Genomic DNA, 18364 nt, shown 5'->3' with positions numbered 1-18364 from the left:
AGGACGAACTACCCTATGTCTAAACCAGTGATTTTATGCGTTGATGATGAGAACGTAGTTTTGAATAGTCTGAAGATCCAACTCAGAAACGAGTTTAAGGATGCCTACCTTTATGAAATTGCTGAGAGTGCTGATGAAGCCTTGGAAATCATTGAGGAACTGAAAGAAGAGGGAACTGATATTGTAGCGATCGTCTCTGATTGGCTAATGCCGGGAATCAAGGGAGATGAATTTCTCATTCGCGTCCATGCAAAATATCCCAACATCATTAAAATAATGTTAACAGGACAAGCCGATGGAGCAGCGATCGAACGTGCCAAGCTTCTAGCTAACCTGCATTCTTACTTGCCAAAACCCTGGACTAAAAAAGAATTAATTGAAACTATAAAGGATGGCTTGTCAAAAGTATGAATAAACCAGTCATTATTTGTGTCGATGACGAATATACCATCCTTGATAGTCTGAAAATTGAACTGAAAAGGGCAATTGGGGATGAATATCTTATAGAAACTGCTGAAGGTGGTGAAGATGCTTTGGAGTTATTGTCAGAGTTGCTAAAAAATGAGTATGAAATTGCTCTGGTAATCTCCGACTATATAATGCCCGATATTAAAGGCGATGAATTATTAAAGCGTATTCATGCCATCTTACCCAAAACCATCAAAATAATGCTGACAGGGCAAGCAGATATTGAAGCGGTAGCGAATACTATAAATAACGCAAATTTATATCGTTATATTGCCAAGCCGTGGCAGTCAGAAGACCTAAGATTGACGGTTAAAGAGGCAGTACGCAGGTACTGTCAGGAAAAAAAGCTAGTCGAACAAAATTCTAAATTGGAGAATTACAATCACAAATTAGAGGAATTAGTAAAAATTCGGACGCAGGAATTAGAAGAAAAAAATCGGCAACTGCAACAAGAGATTCGCGAACGCCAACAAGTAGAGTCAGCACTGCAAGCATCTGACGTGGAGCTGCGTGCCATATTCGCGGCGATGACTGATGTTGTCATGGTGAGAGATGCCCAAGGGCGCTGTCTCAAAATCGCCCCCACCTATACAGCGCATTTGTACAAACAGGCTGCTGATATGATTGGCAAAACGCTGCACGATGTTCTACCAAAAGAGCCAGCAGACCTCATTCTTAGCTGCATTCAACAAGCACTATTAAATCACCAGACGGTCAATATTGAATACAGTCTCACAATTAAGGATCGAGAAGTTTGGCTGTCTGCAAACATTTCACCTCTTTCTCCAGATTCAGTAATTTTAGTAGCGCGAGATATCACCGATCGCAAGCGGCGGGAAGAAGCGCTGCGATTAATAGTCGAGGGGACAGCCTCAAAAACTGGCGGGATATTCATGCACTCGTGTGTCCGATATCTAGCTGAAATACTGCAAGTCCGTTACGCCTTGGTGACGGAGTTGGCAAATCGGGAAAAAACCAAAGTTCGCACTCTGGCGTTTTGGAATGGCACTGATTTCAATGAAAACATCGAGTTTGAAATAGCTGGCACTCCCTGCGGTGAAACTATTTTAAATGCCAAGTTGTGCTACTACCCTAATAGCCTGAAAGCACATTTTCCTAACAATAAATTTCTCAATGATTTAGGCATACAAAGCTATGCAGGAATGCCCCTGTTTAACTCCAATGGCAATGTCTTAGGCCATTTGGTAGTGATGGATGTGAAGCCGATGGGCAATGACCAGAGAATAGAGTTAATTTTGGAAATTTTCGCTGCCAGAGCCGGAGCCGAATTGGAGCGCAAAAAAGCAGAAGAGAAGCTCCAAGAATCTGTATATGCCGCCGATGCAGCGAACCGCGCCAAAAGCCAATTCCTCTCCAAGATGAGCCACGAACTGCGTACACCTCTCAACGCGATCCTGGGCTTTACCCAAGTGATGAACCGCGATTCATCCTTATCGGCTGAGCAGAAGCAACATTTGGGAATTATCAGTCGCAGTGGCGAGCATTTGCTGACATTGATTAATGACATTTTGGAAATGTCTAAAATTGAGGCAGGCAGGGTAACGTTGAATGAAAATAGCTTTGACCTATGCCGCCTGCTTGGCACTCTCAACGAGATGTTCCAACTCAAAGCTAAGTCCAAGGGATTAGAGTTAATCTTCGATCTATTTCCAGACGTTCCCCAATACGTGAAAACAGATGGGAACAAGTTGCATCAAGTTTTGATAAATCTGCTTGGAAATGCGATCAAATTCACGGAATCTGGCGCTGTTGTGTTGCGAGTTAAGAATGAAGACAAAGAAGATTTTTCCGCTACTTCCTTCCTCCCTGATTCAAAAGTTCAGCGTCTGCTATTTGAAGTTGAAGACACTGGCCCTGGCATTGCCCGTGAAGAAATAAATCTCCTATTTGCACCTTTCGGACAAACGGAAACGGGTCGAAAATCTGAGCAAGGAACCGGATTGGGTTTACCCATTAGCCGACAATTCGTGCAACTGATGGGAGGAGATATCACTATGAACAGTACCGTCGGTAAAGGAACAACTTTTAAATTTAATATTCCTGTTTGTGTAGTTGAGAGCCACCAAGTTCCGACTTCTCAGGACACCCGCAAGGTAATTGGGCTAGCGCCTAACCAACTTTCCTATCGTATCCTTGTGGTTGAAGATGTGAAAGTCAGCCGCCTCCTGCTGGTTAAATTGCTCACAACCGTAGGCTTTGGGGTGCGTGCGGCGGTCAACGGTATGGAAGCAGTTGCTCTGTGGGAGAGTTGGAAACCCCACTTAATTTTGATGGATATGCAGATGCCGGTGATGGATGGGTACGAGGCGACCAAACGCATCAAAGCGCATCCTCTGGGTGGGTCGATTGCGATCGTCGCCCTGACTGCGAGTGCCTTTGAGGAAGACCGAATCGCTATTTTGTCAGCTGGTTGCGACGATTTTGTGAGCAAGCCGTTCTCAATCGAGCTAATCTTAGAAAAAATGGCTCAGTATTTAGGGGTGCTATACATTTATGACGAGCCTGTGGCGAAGAGCTTGGAAGTTAAATCCCAGCAACAAGAGGTTGCGATCGATCTAGTTTCACCAGATCTCAGCCACCGCTCAGCTCGACCCCTTGATGAATACTTGTCCCAAATGCCTACGGAATGGGTAACGCAGCTATATCAGGCGGCGGCCCAATGCAGCGATAGCCTAATTTTCGAGCTGATCGAGCAAATTCCAGCGAACGACTCCCCTCTCGCCAAAACCTTAAAAGACTGGGCCGATGAATTTCGTTTTGATAAGGTCATAGATTTTATTCAACAAACAAAAAAATGAATAAAGACCAAGCATTAATAACTAAAATAGATCAGCAAGAAGGAGTTTTTCTGAAAAATAAAGGAAATCTTCTTATTGTTGATGATAAAGCGGATAACCTGCGCCTTTTATCAACGATCCTAACCGAGGAAGGGTATGAAGTTCGCAAAGCCCTGAACGGTAATATGGCCTTGACTGCGTGTCAGGCAATTCTACCAAATTTGATTTTACTCGATATCAATATGCCAGGAATGAATGGCTATGAAGTTTGTCAACATCTGAAAGCGGATGAGCAAACTCGCAAGGTGCCGGTAATTTTTATCAGCGCCTTTGATGATGTGTTGGATAAAGTAAAAGCCTTCGCTGTTGGTGGTGTAGACTACATTACAAAGCCATTTCAAAGTGCAGAGGTTGTAGCTCGCGTCGAGAATCACTTAGCTCTGTGGAAACTGCAACAGCAACTGCAAGAACAAAATGCAGTGCTGCAACAAGAAATTCGCGATCGCACCTTCGCCGAAACAACCCTGCGGCAAAGTGAAATAAGGTTACGCCATCAGAACGAAGTGCTGGTAAACTTATCAAGAAATAAGGGGCTGTATGGGGGCAATTTCAATGTTGCCCTCAAAGAAATTACCGAAGCGGCTACCCATACCCTAGATCTCGAACGAGCTAGTGTCTGGTTGTATAACGAGACAAGTTCGGCGATTCAATGCCTGGACTTATTTGAGCGCACTCCAAACCAACATTCAGAAGGACTTGATCTGACAGCAGCAGACTATCCTGCTTATTTCAAAGCTTTGCTAGAAGACTGGACGATCGCAGCCCACGATGCTCGTAACGATCCTCGAACTGGAGAATTTACAGAGTCTTACTTGGTTCCACTAGGCATCACTTCTATGCTAGATACTCCCATTCGATTGGGCGGACATACGGTGGGTGTTTTATGTCTGGAACAGGTGGGATTAGCTCGTCATTGGACGCTGGAAGAGGAAAATTTTGCAGGCTCATTAGCAGATTTAACATCTTTAGCTCTAGAAGCACGCGAACGCAAGCGCTTGGAAGAGGAAGTGTCTCAACAACAGCGGTTTTTAGACAGCATCATCGAACACATTCCCTTGGCAGTATTTGCCAAAGATGTTGCCAATGACTTTCGCTATGTGCTGTGGAACAAAGCTAGCGAACAGATTTTTGGCAATTCCAGAGATGAGGCTATTGGGCGCAATGTCCACGATTTATATTCCCAAGAGCAAGCAGATTTCTTTGTGGAAAAGGACTTGGAGGTGGTGAAAACGGGCAAGTTAATTGACATTCCCGCTCAACCCATCGATACAAAATCCGGTGAAACAATATGGTTGCGTACCCTGGAAGTGCCTCTGATTGACGATCGCTCTCAAGTGACGCACTTGCTGTGCATTTCCGAAGATATTACCGATCGCAAGCGAGGAGAAGAAGCACTGCGAGAGAGCGAGGAGCGATTTAGAAGTTTGGTTTCTAATATCGCAGGCGCTATCTATCGCGGCAAGTGGGACTCTGACTGGACAATGGATTTCATCAGCGATGTAATCGAGGAAATTTCTGGCTATCCTGCTTCTGATTTTATTGACAATCAGGTGCGAACTTTTGGTAGTATCATTCATCCCGATGACACAGAGATGGTGGAAATAAATGTCGATCGGGCCTTGAGTGCAAAACTTCCTTATATTCTGGAGTACAGGATAATTCATGCCAATGGCAGTATCCGTTGGATTTATGAAAAAGGTCAGGGCATTTTCAATCGAGATGGGGTAATGCTCTGGTTGGATGGAGCGATATTTGACATCACCGAACGCAAGCGAGCTGACGAAGCACTGCGCCAAAGCGAGGCACAAAAGCAAGCGATTCTCTTGGCGATTCCCGATTTAATGATGCGAATCAATCGAGATGGCTATTACTTGGACTTCATCCAACCGAAATTTTCTCAGGTGTCGGCTATCAGCCACAATCCGATCGGTCAGCACTTATCGACAGGATTTCCGCCAGAATTGTTTAAACAGAGAATGTTTTATATCCATCGCGCCTTGGAAACAAGTGCGGTACAAATTTACGAACAGCAAGTTCACATTGATACCGGGATATTAGATGAAGAAGTCCGAATTGTCCCTATAAATAAGAATGAGGTGTTAATCCTGGTGCGGGACATTACTGCTCGCAAACGGGCAGAAGAAGCTCTCCGACAAGCTGAGGAAAAATATCGCAGTATTTTTGAGAATGCCACTGAGGGCATTTTCCAAACATCCCCCGATGGACGCTATCTCAGTGCCAATTTGGCACAGGCACGAATTTATGGTTACGATTCGCAAGAGGAATTGATTGCTAACGTCACTAATCTTGAAAAACAAGTCTATGTAGACCCAAATCGGCGGAGAATTTTTGTAGAAATGCTAGCAAACAATGGTGCTTTATCCAATTTTGAATCTCAGGTTTATCGCAAAGATGGCAGCATTATCTGGGTTTCGGAAAATTCCCGTGCGGTTTGCGATGCTCAAGGAAACTTATGTTATTACGAAGGGATTGTCACGGATATTACTCGGCGCAAACTGGCAGAGGATGCGTTGCGAGAGAGCGAAAGACAATTGCGGAAACAAAACAAAGTGCTGGTAAAACTGACAAGAAATAAGGCGATTTCCCAGGGAAATTTGTCAGTAGCGCTGAAAGCGATTACCAAAGCAACTGCTAAAATGCTGGGGATAGGGCGGGTGAGTGTATGGTTGTACGATCGGAGTGGGTCTAAGATTGAGTGTTTGAATCTGTTCGAGAGCGATCGCAACCGTTATTCAGAAGGGATGGAAATCTTTATCGAAGATTATCCCTCCTATTTCAAAGCTTTACAATCCTCTGCTTCCGTCGTTGCTGTCGAGGCTCTTACCGATCCGCGACTCCAGGAATTGGTTGAATGTTACCTGATTCCTTTGGACATTAAATCTTTGCTAGATGTTTCGATTAACCAGAGTGGAAAAACTTTGGGTATAGTCTGTTTGGAACAGGTGGGAGGAGTCCATCACTGGACGCCGGAAGAGGAAAGTTTTGCTCGCTCTATTGCCGATTTGGTTGCTTTGGCAATCGAATCGCGCGATCGCAAACAGGCACAAGAAGCCTTGCGATTAGAGCAGGAAAAATCGGAACAATTATTACTAAATATTTTGCCAGAAGCTATAGCTAACCAGTTAAAAAAACAGCAGCTTCCAATCGCTGAGCATTTCAACGAAGTGACAATTCTATTCGCCGATATCGTTGGCTTTACTCCTCTTTCTGCTAAAATGCAGCCGCTCGAATTGGTAAACTTGCTAAATGAGATTTTTTCTACTTTTGACGAACTAGCTGAAAAACACGGTTTAGAAAAAATTAAAACGATTGGGGATGCTTATATGGTGGTGGGTGGATTGCCGATCGCAAGATCCGATCATGCAGAAGCGATCGCGGAAATGGCACTGGATATGCAAATTGCCATTAACCACTTTCAAGCCAAAAAGGGTGAGCAGTTTCAAATTCGGATCGGAATTAATACCGGACAAGTGGTAGCGGGAGTCATTGGTACGAAAAAGTTTATCTACGATCTTTGGGGCGATGCAGTTAATATTGCCTCAAGGATGGAATCAACAGGTCTACCGGGAAGTATTCAAATTACGGAGGCTACTTATGAGCGTTTAAAAGATAAATATTTGTTTGAAAAAAGGGGTGCGATCGCTATCAAAGGCAAAGGGCAAATGATTACCTATTTGCTCACAGGGCAAATCTCAAATGAGTAATCTCATTGGCTCTCCCATACTTAGGGTGATAACTTTAGCTAATCTATTTGTCGGTTTGGTTGAGCGAAACGAAACCCAACAAGTTAGACGTTGAAGTTGGGTTGAGGAACGAAACCCAACCTACAACCTTTACGCTACAAGCTATCGCCGTAATTCATAATATTTTATTATTTTCTGATAGCCACCAATTGTTAGCTCGAATAATCCTGCGTGCTAGCATGGGATTGATTGTACGTGGATGCCGAGCTTGCTCCTGGAATTTTTAGTCGTTTCATCAGAATGTAGGGATGGGCGCTTTCAATTTCCCCAGAACCTACAGGCAGACCATTGCGTTACATCAATGCAGACACAGAAGTTCATCAATCCTAATTGGGTGATTGCTTGGGGGCCAACAGCGCGCTCGCTTCAGGCGACTTGGGCAACTTCCGGTTTGGCCGCGATCGGAGTGCAGCCGACCTTCAGCCCCAGTCAGCGATTTGTGCTGGTGGGTGACTGCTGCTTCGATCGCTCCATTCTGCTCAAACAACTGACTGACGTAGATGGATTGAACGATCTGGCGATCGTCGGGCAGCTATGGGAGCAGTGGGGCACTGAAACACTGAGTTTGCTGGAAGGACAATTTGCCCTTGCTGTGTGGGATCGAGAGCAGCAAACCTTGTGTCTGGGGCGCGATCGCGTCGGAGCCAAAACGCTCTACTACACGAGTGAGGGAACGACTCGCTTCCTTGCGCCCCGACTGCGATCGCTCAATCCGTATCACGATCGAGAACTCGATTTAGTGGCTTTGCGTGATTATTTGTGCTGTGCCTTTGTACCCGGAGCGCAAACGCTCTGGCAGGGGGTGCGAGAGTTGCGACCGGGCAGCTACCTGTGCTTACCGGATAATGTCCAGCCACAGCGCTACTGGCAGCCGCAGGAGCAAATTACCAACGCCGATCGCCCCCTCTCTTGGCACAGTCGGCAGGTGCGCGAGCTGTTGGAACAACTGGTGCAGCAGGCGCTTCCGGCGGTTGAGCCAGTCGGAGCATACCTTTCGGGCGGCATTGACTCAAGCTGCGTGACAGCGATCGCAGCGCGGCTTCACGATCGTCCGGTTCACACTTTTTCGATTCACTTTGGCGCTGAGTATCCGAGCGAGATTGAATTTGCCAACGTCGTAGCGGCACATTGCGGCACCGTACACCACATCTTAGAAGTTTCGCCCCAAAAAATTTGGCAGTTGTTGCCGGAAACGCTGGCGGCGATGGACGATCCGGTTGGGGAAGGCTTGACGGTGCCAAATTTGCTGCTGGCGCTAGAGGCAAAGCAATTTGCGGGCGTGGTGCTGAATGGCGAAGGTGGCGATCCGTGCTTTGGTGGGCCCAAAAATAAGCCGATGCTGCTAAATAGTTTGTATGGTTCGATTCAGGGTGAAGCCGATCCGATCGCAGCTTACTTGACTTCTTTTCAGAAATGCTATGTGGATTTGCCGCGTTTGCTGAAGCCGGAGGTGTGGGATCGGGTGAAGAATGCTCCTTCCGTATTTGCTGAGGAATTGCAACAGACAGAAACCGCGTTTTTGAATCGGCTGATGCGGCTCAACATCGAGTTCAAGGGAGCCGATTACATTTTGACCAAGGTGAATAATCTCACCGCTGCTGCCGGACTAAAAGCGCGATCGCCCCTGTTCGATCCGCGCATGGTGGCGCTGAGTTTGCAAATTCCGCCAGAATACAAGCTTTCGGGGGCACAAGAAAAAGCCGTCCTCAAAGCTGCTGTCGCCGATTTGCTGCCCGATGTCATTGTCAACCGTCCGAAAAGCGGCATGGTGATGTCGATGCAGCAGTGGTTTTTGAGGGATTGGCAACGACAAGCGCGATCGCTGCTGCTGAATCGACGGGCGGCGATCGCGCCTTACCTCGATCAAACGCTGATTCGCGACTGGCTAGACTATCGCGGCGAAGTTTTTCCCCGCTACGGGCTGAAGCTGTGGCTGCTGGTGACACTGGAAATCTGGCTACAGGTGAATCGCCGTTAACCAAAACTATCGGAGATAAACACATAACCCCCGCCATATCCGACAGAATTATCCACTAATATTAAGCCGTCGTTGCTCTGCGGATCGCCGCTCTGAGCAAGTCCGTAGTTCACGACGCGCAACAACCGCTGCGGCGCAAACGATTCCAGTTCAACAAAATTGCCTGCATCCAGCCACGCTAGTTCTTCGGGCGTTAAACCTTGCCTCACCGCGTCGGGCAGTTGACGGGCGGTTTGTACCATTGCTTCAGACTGTTGCACAAACATATCGCGGGTCTCCAATATTTGACGGGGAGAGATGCCTAAATCAAAAATTGTCACCGCTTGAAGAGCGAACCAGTCCGGATTAGTTCGTAATTGATGCAACAAACTCACTCCAGCAGGGCTAGCATCGTGGAGCGCATACACTTTCAAATCGGCATTGCGTCGCAGCATTTCGATCACGGTGTTGAAGATGCTTTGGGGATAGCCGCTGATGCTGAGAATGGCGCAGTTGTTTTCAAAATGGACGTTGTTGGCAATTAGGAATTGAGCGATCGCGTCACTGTCACAAACAATGGCGCGATCGAAACTGTAGGCGCTAACTTCGGGATCGATGCTGGCGGACAAAGCGTTTTGACGAGGAGTTGGCAGCAGTTTTTCTAATGCGCCATTCACCCTTTGCCAGCGTTGCAGCCACTCATCGCTCTGCGCTGCATTGACGAGAAATACTTCACCAGTTATCTGTTGACGACGTTTTTGTGAAATACCGAGCCAGTAGGAAGATAGCCCTAGCAAAGCCACTGTCATATATCCGGCCAAAGAGTTGGTAAGGATGGTTGCCGGAATATTTGTGACTAGAATGAGCGCGCCTAAGATTTGGAGTTTTACTGCATTATTTCTTCTCGATCTAAGATTGCTTTGAGGAGATTCACTCTTATTATAAAGTGTCCTAATCCAGTAAAGATTGTAAATAACACATGGAATCAGAAATATGAGTTTTACGTCATAAAAAATACTACCAACGAAGATCATGCCGAAGATTCGCGAAAGAAAGCCAAAGAAAAAGTAGTGAAAAATCCAAACCCATCTGTTACCTGAAATGTCAGTTTTAAGCCGTCTGTCGATAAAATACAAAACCTGTTTGGGCGTGAAAAATAACATATTTTGGCTGGAAATATCTTCGATCGCCTTCTTAAAAAACTGATCGGTGAATGCTAATGTTCGATCGGTGACGGTAGTGGGTTCAAACACAAACGGATGGTTGCACTGTTTACAGCGACCTGAATTATTGGTGCGATCGCGCAAAATGTTGTCGGTTCCGCACTGGACGCATTTCATTCCCATTTCCGTCACTCCTGCTGCTTAATTTAGAATATTTGCCCGTTTAACAAGATGGAATAGTCTTCTCGCTGCCGAATTAATCGATGGCGGTTAGCTTCAATTAATACCTCAGCAGGACGGGGACGGTGCAGAAAATGCGACGACATCGCATAGCCGTAAGCCCCGCTATCCAAAATGGCGATCGCATCTCCAATTTTGAGTGTCGGTAGCCAACAGTTGCGCCCCAAATAATCCCGCGAATAAGTCGTGTTGCCGCAAATATCCGTTTGATGTCGCGATCGATCGGTTTCCCAAATCGCGATCGCTCGATAGCCGCCATGCACCGCAGGCACTGATAGATTTGCCACAGTCGTATCCACACCGACAATTTGCCTAGAGCCCTGCCACTTCACTGAGACAACCTTCGCAAGCATTACACCACAGCCTGCGATCGCCGATCGTCCCGGTTCAATCACCAACTCGATCGGGCGAGATAGGGCAGTCAGTTGTTGAGTAATAGCTGCACCAAACTCCGTCCAGTCAAACACCGCGCCGCCTCGATAGGGATAGCCAAAGCCACCGCCAAAATCAAGGGTTCTCCAATCTGGCAACTGTTGGGCGATGGCGATCAGGCGATCGATCGCCTGCGTAAAAGCACTCGTGGCGTTAGTTCCCGTCCCCCGATAGAAATGCAGTCCGGTAATGCTGAACCCTTGCTGCTGCGCGATTTTGTGGGCTTTGTCGAATTCGTCGGGACGCAACCCGATGCGGCTGTCACCCGTCAGTTCGGGTGAGTTGAGGCGCAGTCCGAGTTCGGTCTGGCGTGATCGCCCAGCAGTGCGTGAATATTCGCAAAAATCCTGAAGTTGCGACAGGCTATCGAAGTTGAATCGATCGATCTTCCAGTCGATCAGTTGCTGAATATCGGCTCTGCTGAGGTTACTGCCGGTGTAGACAATGCGATCGGTCATAAAACCCGCTTTCAGTCCGAGGAAAACATCGCCCGGAGTATTGGCGTGCAGCCCCCAGCCAGCCTGCTGGATCAGTTGCAAGAGGGCAATATTGCCGTTGGTGACGCTAGCAAAATGAAACTGAACGTGGGGATAGTTGATCGATCGGGTAATATGCTCAAGGGTCTGATGGAGGCGATCGCCCTGATACACATATAGCGGCGAACCATAAGTTGAAAGCAATTCGTGCGCGATCGCGATCGAGAACGGCGGCGAATATGTTTTGGTTTCATCCTCAACCACAGATTCAGTCAATCCAGCCTCCTTCGATAGTTCCAAATGCGCTGCCCGATCGCAGGCGGCAGCCAAAAGACATGATCGAACGATCGCTTGACCGGAATTTCTTTTAACACTTCGGTTCGCCATGCCTGCCACATTAGCAGCAGCCAAAGATTATTACCAATGTAGCGATCGCGCATGGCAACTCCGAGTCGTCCGGATAACATCGCGTCGGCTAAATAGGGCTGCCAGCGATTTTCCGATCGCAACACATTCGGATTCAGCCGCTGACCGATCGCACCCCAAAGCTCGCGGTAGTACCAAACCTTTAGCGGCACTCCCATTCCGCGCTTTTCGCGCCAGACAATTTCGGGGGGCAACCAGCGATCGGAGGCTCTTTTGAGAATATATTTTTCGCAAGCGCCTTGCAGCAACAGTTCTCCAGGCAGTTGAAACGTCCAGGCGGTGAGGTCAGGGTCACAGAAGGGCGATCGCACCCACAGGCCGTGAGCAAACCCTAATGCCGTTGCCCTCGGCTGAATATTTTGTGCGCCTTTGAGCATCAGCGAAGCCCGCCGCAATCGCGCCAGCAGCGAGGAACACGCCTTAGCATCTAGCGCTTCTTGCAGGTAAAAACTCAGATCGTGAGCTTGAATTTGGGCAAACAGTTCGGGTGAAAAGATTTGCGATTCGTAGCCTAAAAATCGCTGAAACGTCCGCAAATACTGCTGTTCAAACGTTTCGGCTGTGGCAGGATGCTCCTTAGTGTAAACTCCGTTGGCAATCAAGGGTTTGTTCGTCCATCCGGCAAATAGCTGATCGCCATTCTCGCCATTGAACACGACCCGCACGTCCTGCGCCGCTGCCTGTTTGAGCAAGAACAGCGGGGCTGTTGTGCCATCTCCATAGGGTAAGTCGAGGGCTTTGGCGGTCGCCCCGATCGCCCGCACGACTGCATCGCCCGTCGCCGCCACTCGCACCAACGGAATCTGCAAAAAGTCTGCCACCTGCTGAGCGTAGGGCAGTTCCGAATATCCCTCAACGCCAAAATCGAGCGCATAAGCCCGCACCTGCAAGCCCGCCTCCACTAGCAGCGCTGTCACCAGCGAAGAATCGATGCCACCCGACAGCAAAACGCCAACGGGTTCATCGATCGGCAAATCTGCTACCTGTCGATCGATCGCCTGCCGCAAAAGCACTCGCAACTGCTCGATCGCCTCGTCCTCACGCCGCAGTAGTTGGGGCGATTCCTGCCAAGCTGAAGGGAGCGATCGCACTTTCGGAAACGGCATATCATTAACATCGGCGACTTGCCAAATCATCTCAGTTCCGGCTGCTACGGATGCAATTTGCTCGATCGAGGTTAGTGGCGTCGGTACGTAGGAAAAACAAGCTACGCTGTGTAGGGCAATCGGGCTAACTTGAGGGGAAGCAATCAGCGGCAGCAGCAGTTGCAGGCGCGTCGAAAACCAAATCGTTTCTCCCAACTGCATCCAGTACAGCGGCACTCGCCCAAACGGATCGCGCCCCAGCCGTAGCTGTCTCGCTTCCACCGCTGCCCAAGCATCTCCCGGCAAATCGGTTGGTTGCGATCGCCCACAAGCATTCAGCGTCACTGTGTCGGCCTTGAGTAACGATGCAGAAGCGATCGCCCATTCTAGTTGCGCGTTTGCCCCAGACATCTTGCCCTGCCGAATGCAGTAGTGAGGCACTAAACTACGCAGCGTTTCTGTGCGATCGCCCTGCCCCCAGTAGCCTAAGAACTGTGAAGGTTTGCCTCTAGCGCCCATCTACCCATCTACTTGACTGTGAATGGCTGAGTGCTGATGACGCGCCCATCCAGCGACATTCTCACTTCCCAGTTTCCTGGCGGCGCAGCTGAGCCGAGATTATAAAAGCAGTTGGTATTCCAAATCGGCGTATCGATCGTGCGAGTTTGATATCGCCCCTGATGCACAATTTGACCGCTCGGATCGATCCAGTCGCATTGCAGAGACAACTGACGAGCGATCGGGGCATTTTTCAACGTCACCTGGTAGTAAACGCGGGGATTAGTTTGACGGCTGACTTGAGTAAGGCTGTCACCACTTGTTTTAGATAGCGCAATCCGGTCTTGCCCTGCCACAACTTGAGCGGTTTGCTGCTGTCGATTTTGCCCGAACAGAACACCTATACCGATCGCAGCGATTGCAACTGCTGTCGTGGCGATCGCAATCCAGCGGTTCCGTCGCTGCCGTTGTTTTAGCACTTCGCGGCGGCGCATCTGCACGATCGCATCTTCTAGAAGCTCATCAGGAAGATTCAACTCTCGTAAAATTTCTCTTACCTGCTCTGGAGTCAATTCTAACTCGCGCTGCCGCGACAACTGTTCGATCTCAGCGATCGCCTGTGCGAGCTGGGTTTGGGTGAGTCGAGGTTCCATACAGTTCGATCGCGATCGTGTTGGTAATGTTCTAAACGAGTAGAAATGAATCAGATTAAGCTACATCATAGCAATTGGAACTGTAGCCTGTAACCCAATAATGCAAATGAGAAGGTTTGCGGTGCGTTGCACTATTGTTAACTCACCCTACTAAATCGGTGTTATAGCATTGTGTGACAGCTTAAGTTTGGCCGGGTAAAATTTCTATCGATCCTGCATCGGTTTCTGTGGGTAACCCAGAGGAATTAATCATCGGCATTTCGATCTCAACCGTTGTGCCAAGACCTATACCAGCACTGTGTAGAGAGATGCTACCGCCCATCAGTTCCATTAATTTCCGGGAGATGGCAAGTCCCAGTCCGGTGCCGCCATACTTGCGAGTTCTCGTACCATCAGCCATTACAAACGGTCGAAATAGTTTTTTTTGTTCATCGATCGCAATGCCAATTCCCGTATCTTTGACGCTTACGACAACTAAAGAACTATTAGTGCTACCGTCTTTGTCTAACGCTATTTCCTGGCGTGTACTAATAGTGATGCTGCCTTTGTCAGTAAACTTAATAGCGTTGCCGATCACATTTAGGAAAACCTGCTTTAGCTTTGCAGGGTCTGCTTGCAGTGCGATCGCCTCTGGTGGATCTGTCCAAAGCAACTGTAAATTTTTCTGATTAATGTGAACGTTTTGTAGATCGATTACTTCCTGGAGGACCGATCGCAAATCCATCGGCTGCATCACCACAGAAAGAGTACCCGATTCAACCTTTGACAAGTCTAATATGTCATTAATAATATTAAGCAGGTGAATAGCTGCATCATCAGCCCGCTGCAAAAACTCCATTTCTTCTTCCCGGTCATCGCAGCAATCATCCTTTACCAAGCGAATACAACCAATGATGGCATTTAAGGGAGTTCTCAATTCGTGAGACGTATTAGCCAGAAACTCACTTTTTAGTTGGTTAGCTGCTTGCGCTTCTTTCCACGCCGTTTCTACCTCCTCTGCCCACGCTGTCAGTCGTTCGACCATACTATCGAGGGATTCGGCCAAATGATTAAATTCTTGGATTTTGAAGTTGTGGGGCACTTTAGATGGCGATCGTCTGCCCCGGACATTCAAGGCATAGTCTCCGAGTTGCTCTAAGGGACGCGCTAGATCGCGAGATACATACAGAGTTGCCAATAGGTTAGCCGCTAACAACCACAAGCTCAAATTAATCAGAACTTGGTTAATTTCTTTAAGCCCAAACAGTGCATTATCCAAACTTGCAACGGCTACAATAACCCACTTGTGATTTGGATCGTTACTGACAGGGCTGGGGATAGCCGTATACCCAGCCACTGATTCTGTGCCATTTTTTTCAAAGGCAAATAAGTGAAGAAAATTTTGTTCGCCAGCCAGGGCATTTTTAATTAAAATTTTGAGTCGCTTTGCATCTTCCAGTTGCTCAACATTACGCCCTACTAAGTCGGCAACCGGATGCTCTAAAATCATTCCGTCCTGGTCAATCACTACCGTATAGCCGGAAAGAGACCCAGGTTTAGCAGCCTGTTGCCGATACAAAGTTGACTGAATACTTAAGGCGTTGCGGAGTAACCCGGAACTGTCATAAATGGGCGCTGTAAAAATTAATTGCAGTTTGCCTTCTGAACTGGTTTGTTCGGCAAGAGAAGCAACTGTTGGCGATTTTGCTGGCGGTAGTAGCGTTGTCACGTGAATACTTGAGCGATCGGGAAGCAATTGACGTTGCTGCTGCGGCCATAAATTAGCCGGAAGCGAACTAATCGCTCCACTTCCACAAGTACTGGTGACAACTTTACCCGTTTGGACGTTCGTAAGTTGAATGCACTGTATCTTCGTCGGCAGTTGTTTTGTTAACTGAGCGAAAAATTCTGGCACCTGGGAGATCGATCCAGACTTGACAACAGCAGTTTCGCTAGCTGTAAGTAGATTCGCCTGTACTGCTTGGATTGACTCGTCAATCCTTTCTCCTTTTGTCACGGCACTTTCGGTTAAGTTTTGGCGGGCAGTTTCCAATAGCGTCGAGCGTGCTTTTTTATACATAACATACTGTCCCAACAGTAAAACTGGTACGGAAAGCAGCAAAATACGGGATAGCAGAATGCGGCGAAATGAGGATTGACGTGGCTTAGCCATGAACTGCATTAAGGGCGATCGCATCATAGCTTGCGCGTAGTGCTCTAGCAGGACGCTCGGAACAGAAAATTGACCTGGCTTAGCCATAGATAGTCTCTAACTTAAGATGCGAACCGCAACAGCAAGAAGGCACAAACAGACCGGATCGAGCGAGCGTGCTAGAGCCACAAGTGTGGAAATATGCTATGCGTGAGTCTGAACGATCGCCGCCAGTCTGCTTTAAAACAATCGATAAACACAATTATAGTTTTTGTGATGAACCAACCCCATACCACTGTTGTTCTAGCTATGAGTGCGGATGGCAAGATTGCCGATGCCAAAGGGTCCCCCGCACGGTTCGGTTCCCCAGCTGATAAAGCACACCTGGAAAAACAGATCGCTTCTTCTGACGGGGTATTATTTGGTGCTGGGACGCTGCGTGCCTACGGAACAACGCTGAGCGTTTCTAATCCCCATCTGCTCAAACAACGAGAACAGCAAAGCAAACCACTACAACCAGTGCAGATTGTTTGCTCAGCTTCCGCAGCTATTGACACCAAATTGCGCTTCTTTTCTCAGCCGATTCCCCGCTGGTTGCTCACTACAGCTAGCGGTGCCCAAAAATGGCAATTAAACTCGGAATTTGAGCGAATTTTGGTTTTTGAGACATCAAAGGTCGAGATTGACTGGGTGGCGGCTTTTGCACAGCTGGCACAGCTTGGTTTGGCACGATTGGCGGTTTTAGGCGGCGGCAAACTGGTAGCATCGCTGCTAAGAGCTAATTTAATTGATGAATTATGGCTGACGGTTTGCCCCTTGATTTTAGGCGGAGCATCTGCACCAACGCCAGTGGAAGGGGCGGGATTTTTACCTGATTTGGCTCCTCGTCTCGAACTTTTAGCAGTTCAACAGGTTGAGGAAGAAGTGTTTTTGCATTATCGCCTGCAACATTAGGAAGATTATATTACTTTAAAGAAAGTTTGAACCTTCGATCGCAGCTTTTCACGATGCTAGAACAACTCAAGCCGAGCTATGACCTTAACTGGATTAACCAAATCGGCGACATTCCGCAACAGCAGTGGGATGCCCTCGCAATGCCCCTGAAAACGCCTTTCCTCGAATGGGAATGGTTGCACAATTTAGAAACGTCTGGCAGTGTTAAGGCTCAAACTGGATGGCTTCCCCAACATCTGACGGTGTGGCGAAACAGAGAGCTAATTGCGGCTGCTCCACTTTATGTTAAAGGTCATAGTTACGGCGAGTTTGTCTTCGATCATCAATGGGCAGATTTGGCTAGTCGTTTGGGTGTGCAGTATTACCCGAAACTCTTGGGGATGACGCCGTTTACGCCTGCTGAAGGTTATCGCTTTTTAATTGCGCCTGGCGAAGATGAGGATGAGCTAACAGAGTTAATGGTAGCGGCGATCGATCGTTTTTGCGCCAGTAACCGCATTTCGGGCTGCAATTTCCTCTATGTTGACCCAGAATGGCGAAGAGTGATGGAACGCCACGGTTTCATCAGTTGGTTGCACCACAGCTATATTTGGCAAAACAAAGGCTTTAATACTTTTGATGATTATTTGGGCGTTTTTAATGCCAATCAGCGCCGCAACATCAAACGGGAACGCAAAGCTGTGACACAAGCGGGTTTGCGACTCGAAACCCTGACAGGCGATGAAATTCCTAAGTTGCTATTTAGTCAGATGTACAGCTTTTATAGCGACCATTGCGATAAGTTTGGCTGGTGGGGAAGCAAATATCTGACTAAGCGCTTTTTTGAACAACTTTATCCCGAATACCGGCATCGTGTCTTATTTGTAGCTGCTTACAACGAACAAAACGACCAGCACCCGATGGGAATGTCTTTTTGTATCGCAAAAGGCGATCGACTCTACGGACGTTACTGGGGTTGCAATCAAGAAATTGACTTCCTGCATTTTGATGCTTGCTACTATAGCCCAATCGAGTGGGCGATCGCGCACGGCATCCAAACTTTTGACCCTGGTGCAGGCGGACACCACAAAAAACGTCGCGGTTTCCCCGCTAGTGCCAATCACAGCCTGCACCGCTTTTATAACCCCCGCCTCAGCCAAATTCTGCGGTCTTACATCAGCCAAGTCAACGAAATGGAGCTGCAAGAAATCGATGCTATTAACGAGGATATTCCCTTTAGCCGCCGCGAAGTTCCACTTGATGTTGAGTTGTAAACAAAA

At 47.9% G+C, this 18364-nt stretch carries 10 protein-coding genes and 1 pseudogene; 6 read left to right on the top strand and 5 right to left on the bottom strand.

Annotation, left to right across the window (positions count from 1 at the left end; all coding sequences use genetic code 11):
• Window positions 1-15: 15 nt before the first annotated feature.
• The 4 genes and pseudogenes from LAY41_RS05855 (at window position 16) to LAY41_RS05840 (ending at window position 9068) form a co-directional block, all read left to right on the top strand.
• Window positions 16-411 (top strand): response regulator, encoded by a 396-nt coding sequence (locus LAY41_RS05855; protein WP_249095178.1) that lies wholly within the window; start codon window positions 16-18, stop codon window positions 409-411.
• Entirely contained in the window at window positions 408-3287 is a 2880-nt protein-coding gene (locus LAY41_RS05850; RefSeq protein ID WP_249095174.1) for a response regulator, read from the top strand. Before LAY41_RS05855 ends, LAY41_RS05850 begins: the two co-directional genes overlap by 4 nt.
• Window positions 3288-3370: 83 nt before the next feature.
• A pseudogene (locus tag LAY41_RS05845) lies at window positions 3371-7051 on the top strand (adenylate/guanylate cyclase domain-containing protein); the annotation flags it as partial.
• A gap of 340 nt (window positions 7052-7391) precedes the next feature.
• A complete protein-coding gene (locus LAY41_RS05840; protein WP_249095168.1) occupies window positions 7392-9068 on the top strand; it encodes an asparagine synthetase B family protein in 1677 nt (558 codons plus the stop codon).
• On the opposite strand, the gene LAY41_RS05835 is transcribed toward LAY41_RS05840, so the two are convergent.
• The 5 genes from LAY41_RS05835 to LAY41_RS05815 form a co-directional block, all read right to left on the bottom strand.
• On the bottom strand, window positions 9065-10387 hold the full coding sequence (locus tag LAY41_RS05835) for a toprim domain-containing protein (protein WP_249095165.1): 1323 nt from the start codon (window positions 10385-10387) through the stop codon (window positions 9065-9067). The two genes, LAY41_RS05840 and LAY41_RS05835, sit on opposite strands and share 4 nt — an antisense overlap.
• Before the next feature lie 29 nt (window positions 10388-10416).
• Window positions 10417-11634 carry a diaminopimelate decarboxylase family protein gene (locus LAY41_RS05830; RefSeq protein ID WP_249095164.1) on the bottom strand — a complete coding sequence of 406 codons (1218 nt, stop codon included), beginning with the start codon at window positions 11632-11634 and terminating at the stop codon, window positions 10417-10419.
• Window positions 11631-13388, bottom strand: a complete 1758-nt coding sequence (locus LAY41_RS05825; RefSeq protein ID WP_249095161.1) for an asparagine synthetase B family protein — start codon at window positions 13386-13388, stop codon at window positions 11631-11633. The genes LAY41_RS05830 and LAY41_RS05825 overlap by 4 nt, the downstream gene beginning before the upstream one ends.
• 8 nt (window positions 13389-13396) lie before the next feature.
• A complete protein-coding gene (locus LAY41_RS05820; RefSeq protein WP_249095159.1) occupies window positions 13397-14020 on the bottom strand; it encodes a DUF3859 domain-containing protein in 624 nt (207 codons plus the stop codon).
• 181 nt (window positions 14021-14201) lie between these two features.
• On the bottom strand, window positions 14202-16259 hold the full coding sequence (locus LAY41_RS05815) for a sensor histidine kinase (RefSeq protein ID WP_249095157.1): 2058 nt from the start codon (window positions 16257-16259) through the stop codon (window positions 14202-14204).
• 168 nt (window positions 16260-16427) lie between these two features.
• Here LAY41_RS05815 and LAY41_RS05810 point away from each other — a divergent pair, with 168 nt between their 5' ends.
• Together LAY41_RS05810 and LAY41_RS05805 are read left to right on the top strand one after the other, a co-directional pair.
• The gene (locus LAY41_RS05810; protein WP_249095290.1) at window positions 16428-17105 is read left to right on the top strand and encodes a RibD family protein; all 678 of its coding nucleotides are present in this window, start codon (window positions 16428-16430) and stop codon (window positions 17103-17105) included.
• A gap of 53 nt (window positions 17106-17158) precedes the next feature.
• Window positions 17159-18358 carry a GNAT family N-acetyltransferase gene (locus tag LAY41_RS05805; protein ID WP_249095155.1) on the top strand — a complete coding sequence of 400 codons (1200 nt, stop codon included), beginning with the start codon at window positions 17159-17161 and terminating at the stop codon, window positions 18356-18358.
• The last annotated feature ends 6 nt before the right edge of the window (window positions 18359-18364 follow it).

It is taken from the genome of Argonema galeatum A003/A1, assembly GCF_023333595.1.
GTDB lineage: Bacteria > Cyanobacteriota > Cyanobacteriia > Cyanobacteriales > Aerosakkonemataceae > Argonema > Argonema galeatum.
This window is presented reverse-complemented; position numbering and strand designations above follow the sequence as displayed.